Source organism: Nostoc sp. UIC 10890 (genome assembly GCF_054786515.1).
Genome location: NZ_JBSGKF010000001.1, coordinates 1530879 through 1546933 on the forward strand (window position 1 = coordinate 1530879; position 16055 = coordinate 1546933).

The 16055-nt window shown below is 40.1% G+C and carries 12 protein-coding genes; 10 read left to right on the forward strand and 2 right to left on the reverse strand.

What is annotated here, in order from left to right:
* Positions 1-22 precede the first annotated feature (22 nt).
* Positions 23-1180, reverse strand: a complete 1158-nt coding sequence (locus tag ACWATR_RS06105) for a DUF1822 family protein (protein ID WP_460330445.1) — start codon at positions 1178-1180, stop codon at positions 23-25.
* 19 nt (positions 1181-1199) lie between these two features.
* Positions 1200-2372, reverse strand: coding sequence for a sigma-70 family RNA polymerase sigma factor (locus tag ACWATR_RS06110; protein ID WP_460330447.1), 1173 nt, complete (start codon positions 2370-2372; stop codon positions 1200-1202).
* 224 nt (positions 2373-2596) lie between these two features.
* On the opposite strand from ACWATR_RS06110, the gene ACWATR_RS06115 reads away from it, so the two are divergent.
* The 10 genes from ACWATR_RS06115 (at position 2597) to ACWATR_RS06160 (ending at position 16035) form a co-directional block, all read left to right on the forward strand.
* On the forward strand, positions 2597-2791 hold the full coding sequence (locus ACWATR_RS06115; RefSeq protein WP_069069739.1) for a hypothetical protein: 195 nt from the start codon (positions 2597-2599) through the stop codon (positions 2789-2791).
* 216 nt (positions 2792-3007) lie between these two features.
* Positions 3008-4033: a radical SAM protein gene (locus ACWATR_RS06120; protein ID WP_460330450.1), complete on the forward strand. Its 1026-nt coding sequence runs from the start codon at positions 3008-3010 to the stop codon at positions 4031-4033.
* A gap of 57 nt (positions 4034-4090) precedes the next feature.
* Entirely contained in the window at positions 4091-4282 is a 192-nt protein-coding gene (locus tag ACWATR_RS06125) for a hypothetical protein (protein ID WP_460330453.1), read from the forward strand.
* A gap of 112 nt (positions 4283-4394) precedes the next feature.
* Positions 4395-4583, forward strand: a complete 189-nt coding sequence (locus ACWATR_RS06130) for a hypothetical protein (RefSeq protein WP_069069742.1) — start codon at positions 4395-4397, stop codon at positions 4581-4583.
* A gap of 97 nt (positions 4584-4680) precedes the next feature.
* The gene (locus tag ACWATR_RS06135) at positions 4681-6909 is read left to right on the forward strand and encodes a peptidase domain-containing ABC transporter (protein WP_460330456.1); all 2229 of its coding nucleotides are present in this window, start codon (positions 4681-4683) and stop codon (positions 6907-6909) included.
* Positions 6910-6929: 20 nt separating this feature from the next.
* On the forward strand, positions 6930-8432 hold the full coding sequence (locus ACWATR_RS06140; protein ID WP_460330458.1) for an HlyD family efflux transporter periplasmic adaptor subunit: 1503 nt from the start codon (positions 6930-6932) through the stop codon (positions 8430-8432).
* A gap of 565 nt (positions 8433-8997) precedes the next feature.
* On the forward strand, positions 8998-9723 hold the full coding sequence (locus tag ACWATR_RS06145; RefSeq protein WP_460330459.1) for a hypothetical protein: 726 nt from the start codon (positions 8998-9000) through the stop codon (positions 9721-9723).
* A gap of 202 nt (positions 9724-9925) precedes the next feature.
* Positions 9926-12700, forward strand: a complete 2775-nt coding sequence (locus ACWATR_RS06150; RefSeq protein WP_460330462.1) for a two-partner secretion domain-containing protein — start codon at positions 9926-9928, stop codon at positions 12698-12700.
* A gap of 18 nt (positions 12701-12718) precedes the next feature.
* Positions 12719-13591: an Rpn family recombination-promoting nuclease/putative transposase gene (locus tag ACWATR_RS06155; RefSeq protein WP_460330465.1), complete on the forward strand. Its 873-nt coding sequence runs from the start codon at positions 12719-12721 to the stop codon at positions 13589-13591.
* Positions 13592-13683: 92 nt separating this feature from the next.
* Positions 13684-16035 (forward strand): CHASE2 domain-containing protein, encoded by a 2352-nt coding sequence (locus ACWATR_RS06160; protein ID WP_460330468.1) that lies wholly within the window; start codon positions 13684-13686, stop codon positions 16033-16035.
* Positions 16036-16055: the final 20 nt, after the last annotated feature.

Sequence of the window (16055 nt, forward strand, 5' to 3'; positions counted from 1 at the left end):
ACACAGAACAAGCCCCTTGCAACTAAAAACGTAAAATTTCGCGCTCATATTCTGCTGGTAAAGGTGTGATTTCCCAAACTAACCCTTCACCGGGTTCTAACATCACCTCCACATATAATTCTTCTACAGGCGTTGCTGCTATATCTTCATTATTCGGAAATGGCTGTAAGTCTTCCGTCAGCAGTCTGAGTTGAAACCCTATAGGAATCATATCTTCTGGGTTTGTATTGCGTAATTCAAAACGCCAAATTTGTTCTTCTGGGTTGCTTTTAGGGAAAACTCGTAATTCATAAGTATTACCAGCTACTAATATTTGTCGAGATAAACCGAGAATAGACCCTTGGCTTTCTAGACTCCTCATCCCTGAAGGTAAGACTGTAAATTGTCGTCGTTCCCAGCCGAGTTGTTGAGCAAAATTTGATACACCTGCTTGCAGCCATTCCCCGATTGATGCTGGTTGGACAATTCCTTGGCGTAATTCATACAAGCTTTGTCGCCAACCGCCATGAGCGATTAATCCTCCCCAAAGGGAAAAAGGGATTTCTAAGCGGGGGAATTTGATATCTGCATTACTTAATCTTTGGAGTAAATTGGCTGCTTGGGTTTGGGGTAAAGGTGGTAGAGGAGGAATCGACGCACGTCTGATTTCTTCCGGATATAATTGGCGAGTTACCCAAAGTACATTCAAGTCTGCGATTAAATGATCAGATTCTAAACTGTAAGTGCGATCGCTCTCATCATAAACCCCTAAAGTTTTTAATTGTTGATGAGTTGTGTAGCCCAAAATTCTAATCCACTCCTCATCAGGATTTACTTGCACCGCTAAGTAATAATCCGCCACCCATTCTGGAATATCCACCCATTCTTGAGGTACACGCAACTCATCCACATCCATCGCTAAGGTAGGAAGTAAAACCAAACGAGAGTTATCAAAACTCATAGCTGTACCATTAACTACTTCCCAAAAACTCGGTAAGGCTGCGGTGTTGGGATACACTCTCACATTGGGTGTAATTTCCTCTTGCAACCAAGCTAAAAATGTACTCAAACAAATTTGATTGAGCCAAGCACGCTGATAACCACCAGAGGTAGAGTAGTTATATTCTATATTTGGCAATGTCTGAATCATTTCTAGCACCAAATCATTATCAACAGCGAAAGCAAGGGAAGCATCAAACATAATCTCAAGAGGTTCTACTTTAAAGGTGGGGGTGGGGGTGGGTATAGTAATTGTTAAGCCATTCTTCTAGACTTTTACTAATAGCATCCAGTACGACGGGTGTAGGGGAGATATGCAAACTATCGATACTCCACTGCGATAGGGTAGTGAGTAATGAGCGTTTGATGCTGGTAAGGCGGCGAGAGACTGTATATTGCTTAATTTCTAGCTGTTCAGCTATTTGTTGTTGAGTCAACTTTTGCTGATAATAAGCTTGGATTAATTTTTGAGCCTGAATATCTAATGCTGCTAAAGCAGCTATCAAAACTTGGTTTAATTGGTCTTGCTGTGTTTGTCTAGTTGTGGATTCTTCTTCGGCGATGATTTCTGTAAGTAAGGATGCTGGTAAATCTGCGGGTAATATATCCAACAAATTACCTGATTCTTGTCCATTAATGGGAGCATCTACAGACACAAACTTGGGATAAAGAAAGTCTCGTACCGCTTTAGCGCAGGTACTCAGCCATTTTTCCAAAGTTTCTGGAGTCAGTTGGCTCAAGGTTTGTCTATTGTAAAGCTGAGTAATAGCTTGCCATGTGATGGTACTCGGTTTTCCCAACTGACGAATAGTTTGGCTGTCACTGGTGTAGAGTTCCTTAAAACATTCCCAAGCTAAGACGTAATTATTGATAATTTGACTATTAAGACCAGCATTTTCTAAGGAATTTACCAACCGCTTGCGGCTAATTTTATGCAGTAACGCCCAATCTGTGCATATATCTGCTTCCTTTCTGAGACGTAATGAATCTTTGAGGAAACGTTCAAAAGCATATTCTGCATAGGTTTTTAAATTTGTACTATATTCAGGATTAAAATTTTTGAGAATTTTATAAACACAGGGAATCGCAATCTGAAAACAATCAGCAATAGAAAATTGACTGATAAAGTTTACGGCTATTTTTCTAGCAGCCCAGTAGCATACCTCTTGCAAATAAGCCGAAATGTGCCCCACTGCTAGAGGGCTAGATTCTATTTGCCAGATTTTGTACCAGTAAAGCACCCAAAAACTCTCAGATGTCTGTTGCGGGTATTGTTCTAAGCATTTTTTGATACTTCGCTGTAGTTTGCTATCTGTTGCCCAAACATTGAACCTATCTGCATCAAACTGCACAAAGGTCGAGAAGATTTCAATAATGCCCTGTCGGGGTTGCATAAAAACTTTGTGAGTATAGAAAATTTAAAGTTTACAAATTGCTAACTAATTGTAATACACAGCGTTCCAGGCATTTTCCAGATTTTGTAAAAAATTTTCCCACTAGGTTGCATAAACATTCAAAGCCATCGTAGAGAGGTACAGAGCAACCAAAGCACAGTTAAATTTCTGAAAGCCAAGGTTTGTTTCTGAAAAACATCACTTAAATCAAGGAAAAACACAAGATGGATAATCTTAACGAAAACAAATTCTTGCAAGAATTAACCCCTGAAGAATTAGAAAATGTTAAAGGTGGATTTCAGGCACTTCCAAATGATGTTCTTAAAAAATTTACCATTCTATTCCCTCCCACCATCGGTATTGTCTGGCCTCCGACTATCGGCATTGTCGCTCCGGACTTCAAGAAATTTAGTAAATAAATAGTCTGATTAAAACTAATACGGTTCGGACAAGGTTGATAATTGACATTATTCTCAAAAATAGAATGTAATTATCAAGCTTTGATAATTCTAAAAATTCAGATTTTGGGTTAACCGAACCGTATTTAAATTCAAGCTATTGAACATATTTATGATGTTGAACTTTCGGAATTAAACCAGGTTTTGTTTCTTTTTAAGTTATTGGAGTAGCGTGAGATGACACTAAATACAAATCCTATTTTACAAATTCATCCAACTAGGCGGTGTAATTTACGCTGTCTCCACTGTTATTCGGCTTCTAGTCCTAACGAAAAAGATCAACTCGATGTTGCGCTTCTACGACAGGCAATCACCGATGCCAGTATGGAAGGATATAAAACCGTCAGTTTTTCTGGTGGTGAGCCTATTCTCTATCAACCTTTGTTAGAGCTACTCAACCATGCTCATCAGTGCAAAATGAACACAGCCATTGCTTCCAATGGAATGCTCATAAACGAGCAAACAATTGAAAAGTTTAAGGGTGTGCTTGATATTTTAGCTATTAGTTTAGATGGGATGCCTGACTTTCATAATCAAATGAGAGGAAATAAACAGGCTTTCGAGATGATGAATGGAAGACTAGAAGGAATCCGTCAATCTGGCATTCCTTTTGGGTTTATTTTCACCATCAGCCATGAAAACTTTCGTCATTTAGATTGGGTAGCTAATTTTGCCTTAGAACAAGGAGCTTCATTATTACAGATTCATCCCTTAGAAGCGGTAGGACGTGCCAAACAAAATTTAGCTGGAATGACACCAAGTGCAAGCATCTCAGCCTATGTTTATTTAGAAGTAATGAAGCTTCGCAAAAAGTTAGGCGATCAACTTTATGTTCAAATTGATTTAGTTCACCAAGAAGCCTTGCGTTTAAATCCCAGCAGTTTTTTTGTGGATAGTTTATCCAAGAATCAAGATGATTTTTCTCTAGCAGAAATTGTTTCGCCACTAATTATTGAAGCAGATGGGATGCTCGTTCCTGTTCAACATGGATTTGCCAGAAAATACGCTCTAGGAAATCTGAAGGAAGCATCATTAACTGAACTTGCTCATCAATGGTATCGAGAAAAATCATGTGATTTTATAAAACTGTGCCAGCAAGTTTACGAAAAAGAGACGATTCCTACTGAATTTCCGGTGATTAACTGGCATGAAGCAATGGTGCGCCATGCAGAAAAATTTGACATCCCTGTTCTTGCTTCATAGAAACGAACGCAAAGTCAAAAATACATCTTTCAACCAACACTAAATTAGGAGAAAATCATGTCTGAATATGATGTCATTAATGCTGAAGATTTTGCAATTGAAGAACTAAATTTAGCAGAACAGGAAATGATTCAAGGCGGCAGCGGGGCAATTAAGTTTGCTGTCAAGGCTATTGGAGCAATCACTGCTGCTGGAATAGGTGCTGCTATAGCAGGTTACAAGGCAGTTCAAGCAGCATTAGATAAATAGCTCATAGCTAATTCTAATTGATTAGTAGTTGTAATTAGCGAACTATCGAATTAGTTCTATAATTACCCAGAAAATAAATCTAGTTCAACTCAGAAAAACAAGGAAAATAATCATGTCTAACTACAACGTAATGGCTTCAGATAATTTTGCAATCGAAGAACTAACTTTAGTAGAACAGGAAATGATTCAAGGCGGAGGAATTGTTGGGGGAATTATCAAAGGTGCTAAATGGGCTTGGAAGAACAAAACAACAATTGCTTTAGCAGCTTACGAAGTATATGATGCAGTTGTTGGCGACTAGAATATTTCCTAGCGAAAAACTGTAAATCCAATTTTTAGTTACTCCATTAAGCCCAGGCTTTTAACTGGGCTTTATTTCCTCCTCTCTGATAGATAAAATGAGTTATCAAATTGTTAAACAACATAGTGAGGAAGACTGTGGTGCTGCCAGTCTAGCAACGATTAGCAAATATTATGGCAAACCCTTCACCATTAATCGCATTAGAGAAACTGTAGGAACCGGACAACAAGGAACTACATTACTAGGCTTGAAGCGAGGGGCTGAAGCCCTTGGTTTCAATACACGGGCAGTAAAAGTACCTTTAGAAGCCATTAATAAAAAAGCCATTCCTCTCCCAGCAATCATCCACTGGAAAGGTTATCATTGGGTAGTTTTATATGGCAAACAGGGCAATAAATACGTTGTTGCTGACCCTGGTTCAGGTATTCTTTATCTGGAAAAAAAGTGGTTTTTAGAAGCATGGACAAACGGGGTAATGCTCCTCTTAGAACCAGATCCAGTCCGCTTTTTTACTCAGGAAGATGAACAAGAGAAAATTGGTGGTTTTGGAGGCTTTCTGCGGCGTGTTTGGCCTTATCGTGCCATTCTTGCTCAAACTTTATTACTCAACTCGGTTTTAGGTTTACTTTCCCTCGCCTCTCCCTTCTTATTACAAATTCTCACCGATGATGTGCTAGTTCGTGGAGACACTCAACTTCTGACTAGCGTTGCCATTGCTGTTATTGTCATGCACCTAGTTAGCAGTAGTCTGAGATTAGCACAATCCAATCTTGTCGCTCACTTTGCACAACGTCTACAACTAGGATTAATTTTTGAATTCGGACGACAAATTCTCCGCTTACCTTTAAGTTACTATGAATCCCGTCGCAGTGGCGAAATTGTCAGTCGCCTAGAAGATATTCAACAAATTAACCAGTTAATTTCTCAAGCTGTTGTGAATCTGCCTAGCCAGTTGTTTATCGCCTTAGTTTCCTTAAGCTTGATGCTGTTTTATAGTATAAAACTCACAGTATTAGCTGGTGCGATCGCTCTTTTAATGACTCTCTCTACAGTAATTTTCTTACCCACCCTCCAGCAAAAAATTCGCGGTGTTTTAATCTTATCAGCAGAAAATCAAGGTGTTTTGGTGGAAACTTTCAAAGGTGCTATTACCCTAAAAACTACTGCCGCCGCCCCGCAATTCTGGGAAGAATTTCAGAGTCGATTTAGTCGCCTGGCTAACCTTACCTTCCGTACTATTCAAATTGGTATTGTCAACGGCATCTTCTCAAACTTAGTATCCAGCATCGGTAGCATCGCTTTGCTCTGGTTTGGCAGCACTCTAGTGATTAGTCAGGAATTATCTATTGGGATGCTTCTGGCATTTAATAGCATGAATGGCAACTTTACTAGCTTTATTGAAACCACTATCAACTTTGTGGATGAATTCACCCGTGCCAAAACTGCTACCCAACGCCTCACCGAAGTTATTGACGCTACCCCAGAAACTCTAGATAATAGCCAAAAGCCTTGGGTAAAAATTCAGAGCAACGCAGACATCACTTGTACCAACCTCAACTTTCATCATGCAGGCAGAGTTGAACTGTTGCAAGATTTCTCTCTAACTATTCCTGGTGGCAAGGTGATTGCCCTAATCGGGAAATCTGGCTGTGGTAAAAGCACTTTGGCTAAATTAATTGCAGGTTTATATCAGCTCCAGTCTGGCAATATTCGCTTTGGTATTTATAACCTAGAAGACCTTTCTCTAGACTGTCTCCGTCAACAAGTGGTTCTAGTTCCTCAAGACGCGCACTTTTGGAGTCGGTCGATTATGGAAAACTTCCATTTAGGTTCGCCTCACATTACCTTTGAGCAGATTGTGCAAGCTTGCCAGATTGCTGGGGCTGATGAGTTTATCAGCAACCTCCCTGACAAATATCAAACGGTATTAGGAGAATTTGGTGCTAATCTTTCTGGTGGACAACGACAGAGATTAGCCATTGCGAGAGCGATTGTTAATAACCCGCCAGTGTTGATTTTAGATGAATCTACCGGCGCTCTCGACCCGGTTAGTGAAGCCGAAGTGTTAAACCAGCTGCTCACTCACCGCCAAGGTCAAACCACTATTTTGATTAGCCACCGTCCCAGAGTCATCCAGCAAGCTGATTGGATTGTCATGCTGGAAAAAGGACAATTGAAAATTCAAGGTTCTCCAGAGGTTCTATGTCATCAACCTGGTGAGCATTTAGACTTTCTCGACGGTGTTGATTTATCGAAGGTCAATGATTTCGCCAAAAATCTTGCCAACTTTCATCTGAATGGAAGTTCCTCAACTAGCATTCGCTAATCTTTACCAAAAAAACTGTCATGCTTAACCAGATTAACGCAGACTCTCTGCCCCCAGTTGAAAGCAATGAATTTCTCCCGCCGATTGGTAATTGGGCAAGATTAGGCAGTTTGGTACTCGTCGCTGGTGTTGGCGGAGCGATCGCACTATCTTCTATGATCGAATATAAAGTAACCATTAAAGGACAGGCTAGTGTCCGCCCGACGGGAGAATTACGGCTCGTACAAGCAGCCACGGAAGGTCAGGTAACAAACGTCTTTTTTAAAGAAAATCAAGCAGTGAAAAAGGGAGATGTGCTTGCAACTATCGATGATTCCCGTCTGCAAACTCAAAAAAGCCAACTGCAAAGCAACATCCAGCAGACGCAACTGCAACTACTGCAAATCGATGCCCAAGTTCAAGCTTTGAATCGTCAAATTAAAGCAGAAACCGAGCGGAAAAACCGTGTGGTGACTTCGGCTCAAGCTTCACTCAATCGCGCCCAACGCAATTATCGAGATCAGCAAATTACTGCCAAAGCGGAAGTAGAAGAAGCCGAGGCGAACTTAAAAAGAGCGCAAAATGAATGGTATCAAGCACAGGTGGATCTGCGTTCATCTCATGCTAACCTCCAGTCAACAGAGGCGGCGATGAGCGCCGCTCAAGCCAAACGCGATCGCTATCAAAAGGTGGTTCAAGCGGGAGCTTTATCTCTGAATCAATTAGAGGAAGTGCAGTTAGATGTCGTCCAACAAAAACAAGCGGTTGAGGTGCGACGGGCTAATGTTGAAGCGCAACAGCAAATTATTGCCCAGCAAGAACAAGCTGTAGCAGCAGTGCGAGCAAAATTGCAACGCGCTCAAGCTGCTCTCAATCCCAGTAATGCTGAAGTTGCGATCGCTAAAGAGACTATTGCCCAAGAAAGTGCTAGCGGTCAAGCCACTCTCGCCATCCTGAATCGAGAATGGGAAGCTTTGTTCCAGCAAAGGATTCAAATGAAAAATCAGATCCAGCGTGACACCAGGGAACTACAACAAGTAGAAAGCGATCTTAGCCAAACTAAGATTCTAGTCACCGAAGACGGGATTCTCTCTCAACTAAATCTCCGAAATTCCGGCCAATCGGTGCGTCTGGGTGAGGAAATTGCTCAAATTGTCCCTAGCAATGCTCCCTTAGTAATCAAAGCTGCCGTTTCCCCTGATGATGTTAGCAAGTTGGCAAAAGGTCAAAAAGTACAAATGCGGGTTTCTGCCTGTCCCTATCCCGACTACGGTACTCTTAAAGGTATTGTCAGTCAAATTTCTGAAGATACGATTAAATCTCAAGGCAATGTGTCCACAGTCGCCAATGCTTCTATTTCTATGCAGGGTGGCGCGAGTTCTTTCTACGAAGTGACGATCCTTCCAGAAAGCTTGTTCTTAGGTAAGAGCAACCATCAGTGTACTATTCAACCGGGAATGCAGGGAAGGGCTGATATTATTTCCCGTGAAGAGACAGTCCTGAAATTCTTGCTCAGGAAAGCGAGGTTAATTGCAGATTTGTAACACAATTAATTTACGTATATTTATGGAAACTTGGAAAAATATGCATCTAATAAACTCTACAAATCTTCATAATTAGTTTAAATTTTTCATAAAAAAATCATGTATATACAGGATAAATACGGTGTTTTATGGTTTAATTAATCCTGAATTAATAAACCAATGAGAATATTTAATTGCATTCATGTAAAATCATGAGATGCAACACGCTCAAAGCATCTTCGATTGCAATATAGGTTAACTACTAATATTGATATCCATAAACATGTTAACAATTTGCCTTACATATTAGATAATAATTTACTAGATAATTCGACTAAATTAGGCTATAAAAATTTTATTTTAGCTGACATTGCAGGAGAAAGTTCTTATTAAATAAGAGAACAAAAAACTGTCGAATTGAAAGCTGTTTAATAGCCAAATTTAACAGCTAATTTTATGCCAAATATAGCAAATTTGAATGTATTTTCACGATTGAAATGCAATAAAAAGATAAAATCTATTATGTATATAAAAGCAATTGCTTTTATACAAATACAGCTAACAACGTAATTTAGGAGATTTTTCCATGATTTTCAGCAAATTGAAGAAAATTATAGAAACAACAATTGTTATCGGTTCCATGTTGGTTGTAACAGTGAACTCCGCACAAGCACAAATTAGAGGAAGTAGCTACTCTAGAGGCGGTAATGTTCCAGACGTAGGATTTGATTTAGTTTTTAAGAAAATTAATGGAGAAATTATTGACGATGAATCAATTGCCGATAATTTTGGTTCCTTTGTTGGGGCTATTGAGTCTTTTGGATATCTTGGCAGTGCGATTCCTAACCCTAGTGATGCTTTCTCTCCATTAAATTTCAATTTTTCTGATGGTGATCTGAGTGCCAGCTTAACAGAAAATATTGTTACATACACAATAATAGCGACACAAGAATTTACATTATATGATTTCGATCAAGCAACCATTGGGAGTCCATCTACTACAATTAATCCCAATCCTGTTTATACTTTTGACGTAGATATTAGCGCTTTTAGTCCCCAAGACCAAGTAAAAGCAGTAAATGATTTACAATTTATCACCGAAAATAATTTGTATGCTCTTAGTAGTTTGAGCGATCAAAGCTTTGTTAGTAGTACATTTAATAATCTCACACTAGGTATCCCGTCTGTGGGACTAGACATATCAGAAATTCCCGATAAAACTATTCCCGAATCAAGTTTAAATATTGCTTTGATTACCTTGGGTTTATTTAGTACTAGTACAATTTTAAAACGTAAGTTATTCCCAAATTGATATTTTAATTAACTGACAGCGATTCACTTAGAGGACGTTTGAAAAGTCCTCTTATCGGTATCAAAAGTTTTAGATCCCCCTAAATCCCCCTTTTTAAGGGGGACTTTTACTCCGGGTTCCCCCCTTTTTAAGGGGGGTTAGGGGGGATCTAAAGTGCCTAAAGTTACAGAGAAATACTTTTCAAACATCTACTTAGAAGGTTATGTATCTATCACCTCTCAAATTCTGGCTGATTAGTGGGATTTTATCAACTTTATTAACTCCTCACCTTGTAGTTGCACAAATCGTACCAGATGATAAATTACCTAACAATTCTGTTGTTTTGCCTAACTGTACAACCTGTGAAATTACTGGTGGTACTACAGTAGGCAACAATCTTTTTCATAGTTTTGAATCATTCTCTATACCTACAGATGGTGTTGCTCATTTTAATAATACTTCAAATACTATCAATATTATTAGCCGAGTCACAGGTAATTCAATATCAAAAATTGATGGTTTAATTAGTGCTAATAACCAAGCTAATTTATTCCTTATTAATCCTCATGGAATTATTTTTGGTGCGAATGCTTCCTTAGATATTGGTGGTTCTTTTATAGCAAGTACGGCTAGCAGTATTAATTTTGATGATGGCAGTAAGTTCAGTGCCCTAGACACCACAACAAAACCTCTTTTAACTATAAATACTCCTATTGGTTTACAGTTTACCAACTCTGATAGTAGTATTATTAATCAATCACAAGCTAGTCCAAATGGGGCGGTGAATTTTGTTGGCTTACCTGTTGGTTTACAAGTACAACCTGGTAATACACTGGCTTTGATAGGCGGAAACTTATTAATAGACGGCGGAAATCTCACAGCAGAAGCAGGAAGAATTGAATTAGGAAGCGTTGCAACTAATAATTTAGTTAACTTAACTGCAACTAATCCAGGTTGGACTTTTAATTACGAAAACATCCAAGAATATCAAGACATTCAGATAACCAACGGAAGTAGTATTGATACTAGTGGAGAGCAAAGTGGTGATATTCAAATTCAAGGGAGGCGCGTAGTATTAGATAATGGTAGTCAGTTAATTTCCCTTGTTTTCCAAGACGGTGAAGCTGGGAATTTAAAAGTTACTGCATCTGAATCAGTTGAATTGTTGGGAGTAGGGGCTTTTCCTGATGAAGGGTTTTATCCTACAGGAATTTTTGCCCAAGTTTATGAACAAGCTACGGGAGAAAGAGCAAGTCTTACAGTTACAACTAAAAGATTAGTCCTTCGAGATGGAGGAACGATATCGACCAACACTTTCGGTTTAGGTCGTGGATTAGATTTGAATATTAAAGCTACAGAATCAATAGAAATTTTGGGAACTGCACCAGATGGGTCATTTCCTAGCGCTTTGTCTGCTCAAGTTGGTAGCCCTTTTGATCAAGATGTGACAGGCGAAGGGGGTAAGATTACGATTGAGACTGGCAGATTAATTGTTCAAAATGGCGCACAAATATCAGCATCAACTTTTGCTAGAGGTCGTGCTGGAGATATCAATGTATCGGCCACAGAAATTGAGATAGCAGGAACAGCACCGAATCAAACTATTCCTACTCCCAGTGGTTTGTTTGCACAGGTTGAGGAAGGAGCAATAGGTGATGCTGGAAATTTAGTCATTTCAACTAGATATTTAAAACTATTAGATGGCGCACAGATTTCCACCCTGGCCAGAACAGGGGGAAAAGGGGGAAACTTAATTATAAATGCCTCAGACTTGATCAATTTAGATGGGTTTGCACCAGATGCCACTGTCAATTTAGGAAGAAGCGGAATTTTTGTCTCTGCTGAACCAGGGGCAACCCGTGATGCAGGGGAATTACAAATTGCTACTCAAAAGTTAATAGTTGAGAATGGTGCTGAAATATCAGCGAATAATTTTGGTTCTGCCACAGGAGGAACTGCCATTCTAAATGTTCAGCAACTAATTGTTAGTAATGGCGGCGAAGTTAGAGCAAGGTCTTTTGCTGGAGGTTCGGGAGGAGAATTAATTATCAATGCAAATGAGTTTGTAGAAATAACAGGTTCAGGAAGTATTGATTCACAGAATTTGCCCAGTGCTTTGTCTACTTCCAGTGAAGCAACTGGTAAAGCCGGAAATTTATTTATCAACACCCCAACTTTAAATATTCGTAATGGGGGAGAAGTAACTGTGAGCGCGATAGGTACTGGCGAAGCGGGTAACTTAACAGCTAGGGCGAACACCATTCGGCTCAACCAGGGTAAACTCACAGCAGAAACTAATGCAGGTGCAGGTGCAAATATCAGACTGGAAGATTTAAAACTGTTGGTGTTGCAAAATCAAAGTCTCATTTCTGCTCAAGCTTTTAATAATGCCAATGGTGGTAACATCGCCATTGATGCACCAGATGGTTTTATCGTCGCCACGGTCAATCAAAATAATGATATTGTCGCTAATGCTTTTCAAGGGAAAGGTGGCAATATTAACATTAATGCTCAGAGTATTTTTGGTCTAGTACAACGCCCATCAACACCGCCTAATAATACCAACGACATTGATGCTAGTTCCCAGTTTGGCTTAACAGGTACAGTCACAGTTAATACACCTGATGTAGACCCTAGTCGCGGTTTGGCACAATTACCTGACAATTTAACAGATGCGTCACAACAAATTGTCTCTAGTTGTAACCCCGGTAGTTCTGCTAGACGTAGTTCCTTCACCGTAACAGGACGGGGAGGAATTGCCCGTAGTCCGATAGAACCATTCCAAGGTGAAGTATCTACAGCACGATGGATAACATTAGATGCAATAAATATTGATCAAAATAGTAATGTGATTAATCAAAGTCTGCCATCTCCCCCATCTAAAATAGTCGAGGCGCAAGGCTGGATTATCGATAAAAACGGTAATGTATCTCTAGTAGCTGAAGTCCCAAATATTAACCCTCGTGGTTTGTCTGTCTCTAGTGGTAGTTGTTTCTAAGTAAAATGGGAATTTTTCATGCGGCGAGACTCGATTTTTTACAAACTATTTCAACAATATCCCACTCTTTTATTTGAATTATTGACAAATCCACCAACAAATGCAGATGCCTATCGATTTGATTCGGTAGCAGTCAAAGAACCCAAATTTGAAATTGACGGTGTATTTCTGCCACCGGAAAATGCAGGTGCAGGAGTTGTGTATTTCTGTGAGGTACAATTCCAGAAAGATGAAAGGCTATATGAACGGGTATTGGCTGAGTCCTCACTGTATTTTTATCGCAACCGTGACAGATTTAGCGATTGGCAAGCAGTGATAATTTACCCATCTCGCAGTATCGAGCAAAGCGATATTAATCCCCATCGCTCATTCCTGAATGGCGGACAATTACATCGAGTTTATTTGGATGAATTGGGCGATATTCGTACCTTACCTGTTTGGGTAGCACTGATGGTATTAACTACAGTGCAGGAAGAAGAAGCACCAGAAGCAGCAAGGTATTTGTTAACTAGAACTGGTCAGGAAGTATCATCCCCCAGGAGTCGCGCCATAATAGAGATAATCACCACAATCATGGTGTACAAGTTTGAAGAATTAAGTAGAACAGAGGTGGAAACAATGCTGGGGATAACTCTCAAGGAAACGCGAGTTTACCGAGAAATTAAAGAAGAAGGACGTGAAGAAGGGCGCGAAGAAGGACGTGAAAAAGGACGCGAAGAAGCAACAGTTAATTTAATTGTGCGACAGATAACGAAGCGATTTGGAGAAATTTCCCCAGAAATGCGCTCCGTAATTTCTGGTTTACCTTTGCCTATTCTTGAAGATTTGAGTGAAGCACTGTTAGATTTTACCAGTGTGGCTGATTTGCAGTCGTGGTTAGAAGCTTGTTGAAGGCTCATTCACTGCATAGACCCTGATAACAGTCGTATATAGTAGCGTAACATCTTGTACTAAAGTAAGTTACGTTATCTGGAGTACTGACGTTGGGGAAGTTAGTAGTTTTAAAGTTAGGCACAGGAAGTTTTGAGGCAGGATTTCCTGTAACACTCCAAATTGGTGATGAAAATGTCCGACCAATTGTAGAAATTAGTGGCGAACTACCACCATACCCGGAAATTGCCCTTTGCTACCATCAATGGCAGTCTATTTACTGTAAACTCAAATTTTCTGGTCGCCCTATTGGTATTCCTAAGCAATCAACACAAACTCCTTCTTTGGATGATTGCGAAAAAGCGGCAGATACTCTGAGATTTCACTTAAATAACTGGCTATCATCCACTACTTTTCGGACTATCCGCGAAAAATGGCTGGAAAAACTGCTACCGGAAGACCATATCCGCGTACTCCTGCAAACTAATGACCTGAGATTGCAAAAACTTCCTTGGCATTTGTGGGATTTATTAGAACGTTATCCCAAAGCCGAAATCGGTTTGAGTGCGCCTAGTTATGAACAAGTTAGCCGCAATTCACCCCCTCAATCGCAGGTGAAAGTTTTAGCAATTTTGGGTAATAGTCAAGGAATTGATATCCAAACAGACAGTCAGCTTTTGAAAGAATTACCTCATGCCAATACTACCTTTCTAGTGGAGCCATCAGGTAAAGACCTCACTGACCAGCTATGGGAACAAGATTGGCAGATTTTGTTTTTCGCCGGACATAGTGCTACTGATGGAAGCGGTAATGAAGGGAAAATTTATATTAATCAAACAGAAAGCTTGACAATTAGTCAATTAAAGTATGGCTTGCGAAAAGCGGTAGAACGAGGTTTACATTTGGCCATTTTTAACTCCTGTGATGGTTTGGGTTTGGCGCGGGAGTTTGCAGATTTACATATACCCCAAATCATCGTTATGCGAGAACCTGTTCCTGATAGGGTGGCGCAAGAATTTCTGAAGTATTTTTTAGAAGCTTTTGCTCGTGGTAAATCTTTATATATAGCAGTCAGAGAAGCACGGGAACGGTTGCAAGGACTAGAAACTCAATTTCCCTGTGCTACTTGGTTACCTGTAATTTATCAAAATCCCGCAACGATACCTCTGCTGTGGCGAGAATTGCACGTCAACCAGAATAGTCAGCAGATAACATCCATACCCAAAACCCCAATTAGGGGAGGTATAAACCTACGACAAGCTTTGTCTGCGATTATGCTTGCTTGCATAGTTATCACACCATTGTTGATGGGAGTACGGTATTTTGGTTTACTGCAATCATGGGAGTTAATGGCGTTTGACCATCTGCTACGTCTGCGTCCCCAGGAAAAACCAGATTCTCGAATACTGGTAATTACAGTTACAGAAGAAGATGTACAAGCCCAATCTCCTAATCGACGGGGGTCTTTATCAGATGAGGCTCTAGATAAGTTGTTAGCAAAACTAGAGGCATATCAACCACGGGTGATTGGTTTGGATATATACCGAGATTATGCTGTACAGCCAGCTTATCCAAAGTTGGCAGAACGAATGAGAAAAAGCGATCGCTTTGTGGCAGTATGTCAAGTTAGTAACCCCCAAACTAGCAAACCAGGCATCAAACCACCACCAGAAATTTCTCCCGACGCTCTCGGCTTTAGTGATATCGTCATCGATGCTGATAATGTGGTGCGGCGGCATCTGTTGGCCTTAACTCCCCCTCCCTCATCTCCCTGTACTGCATCTTATGCCTTAAATGTGCAGTTGACATTACGTTATTTATATGCAAGAGGAATTAAGTTACAATTTAGCCCTGATGGTGCTTGGCAATTAGGTAAGCTGACCTTAAAACCAATTGAGGCTCATACCGGAGGCTACCAAGGTATTGATGCATTGGGACACCAAATTTTACTCAATTATCGCTCGTTTGTGAACTTAGAAGCGATCGCACCTCGTATTACCCTACAAGAAGCATTGGCTGGTAAACTCAAAGCCGATGCAATCAAAGACCGGATAGTTTTAATTGGTACAACAGCCGAAAGTTTTCGTGATTATTCATTTACTCCCTACGCTTCCTCTCAAGGCAAACCACAGGAAATAGCAGGAGTTTTTTTACAAGCACAGATGGTAAGTCAGTTATTGAGTGCGGCTTTAGATGGGCGGCCTCTTTTATCGACTTGGGATGTATGGGGTGAAGTGATTTGGCTTTGGGGTTGGGCGATTACGGGAGGTTTGCTTGCAGCTTATCTGCGACAACCTGCTTATTTAGCCTTGGCAATGGGAGTGGCATTCCTGAGTTTATACAGTTCTTGCCTGATATTATTAATACTATACAGTTATTGGCTTCCCTTTGTACCTGCGGCGATCGCTTTAGGAGGTAGTGCTGTTATCTTCTTAGCTGTTATAAAACCTATCAAACAATCATAAAAATATCTTTTTGCTTAACA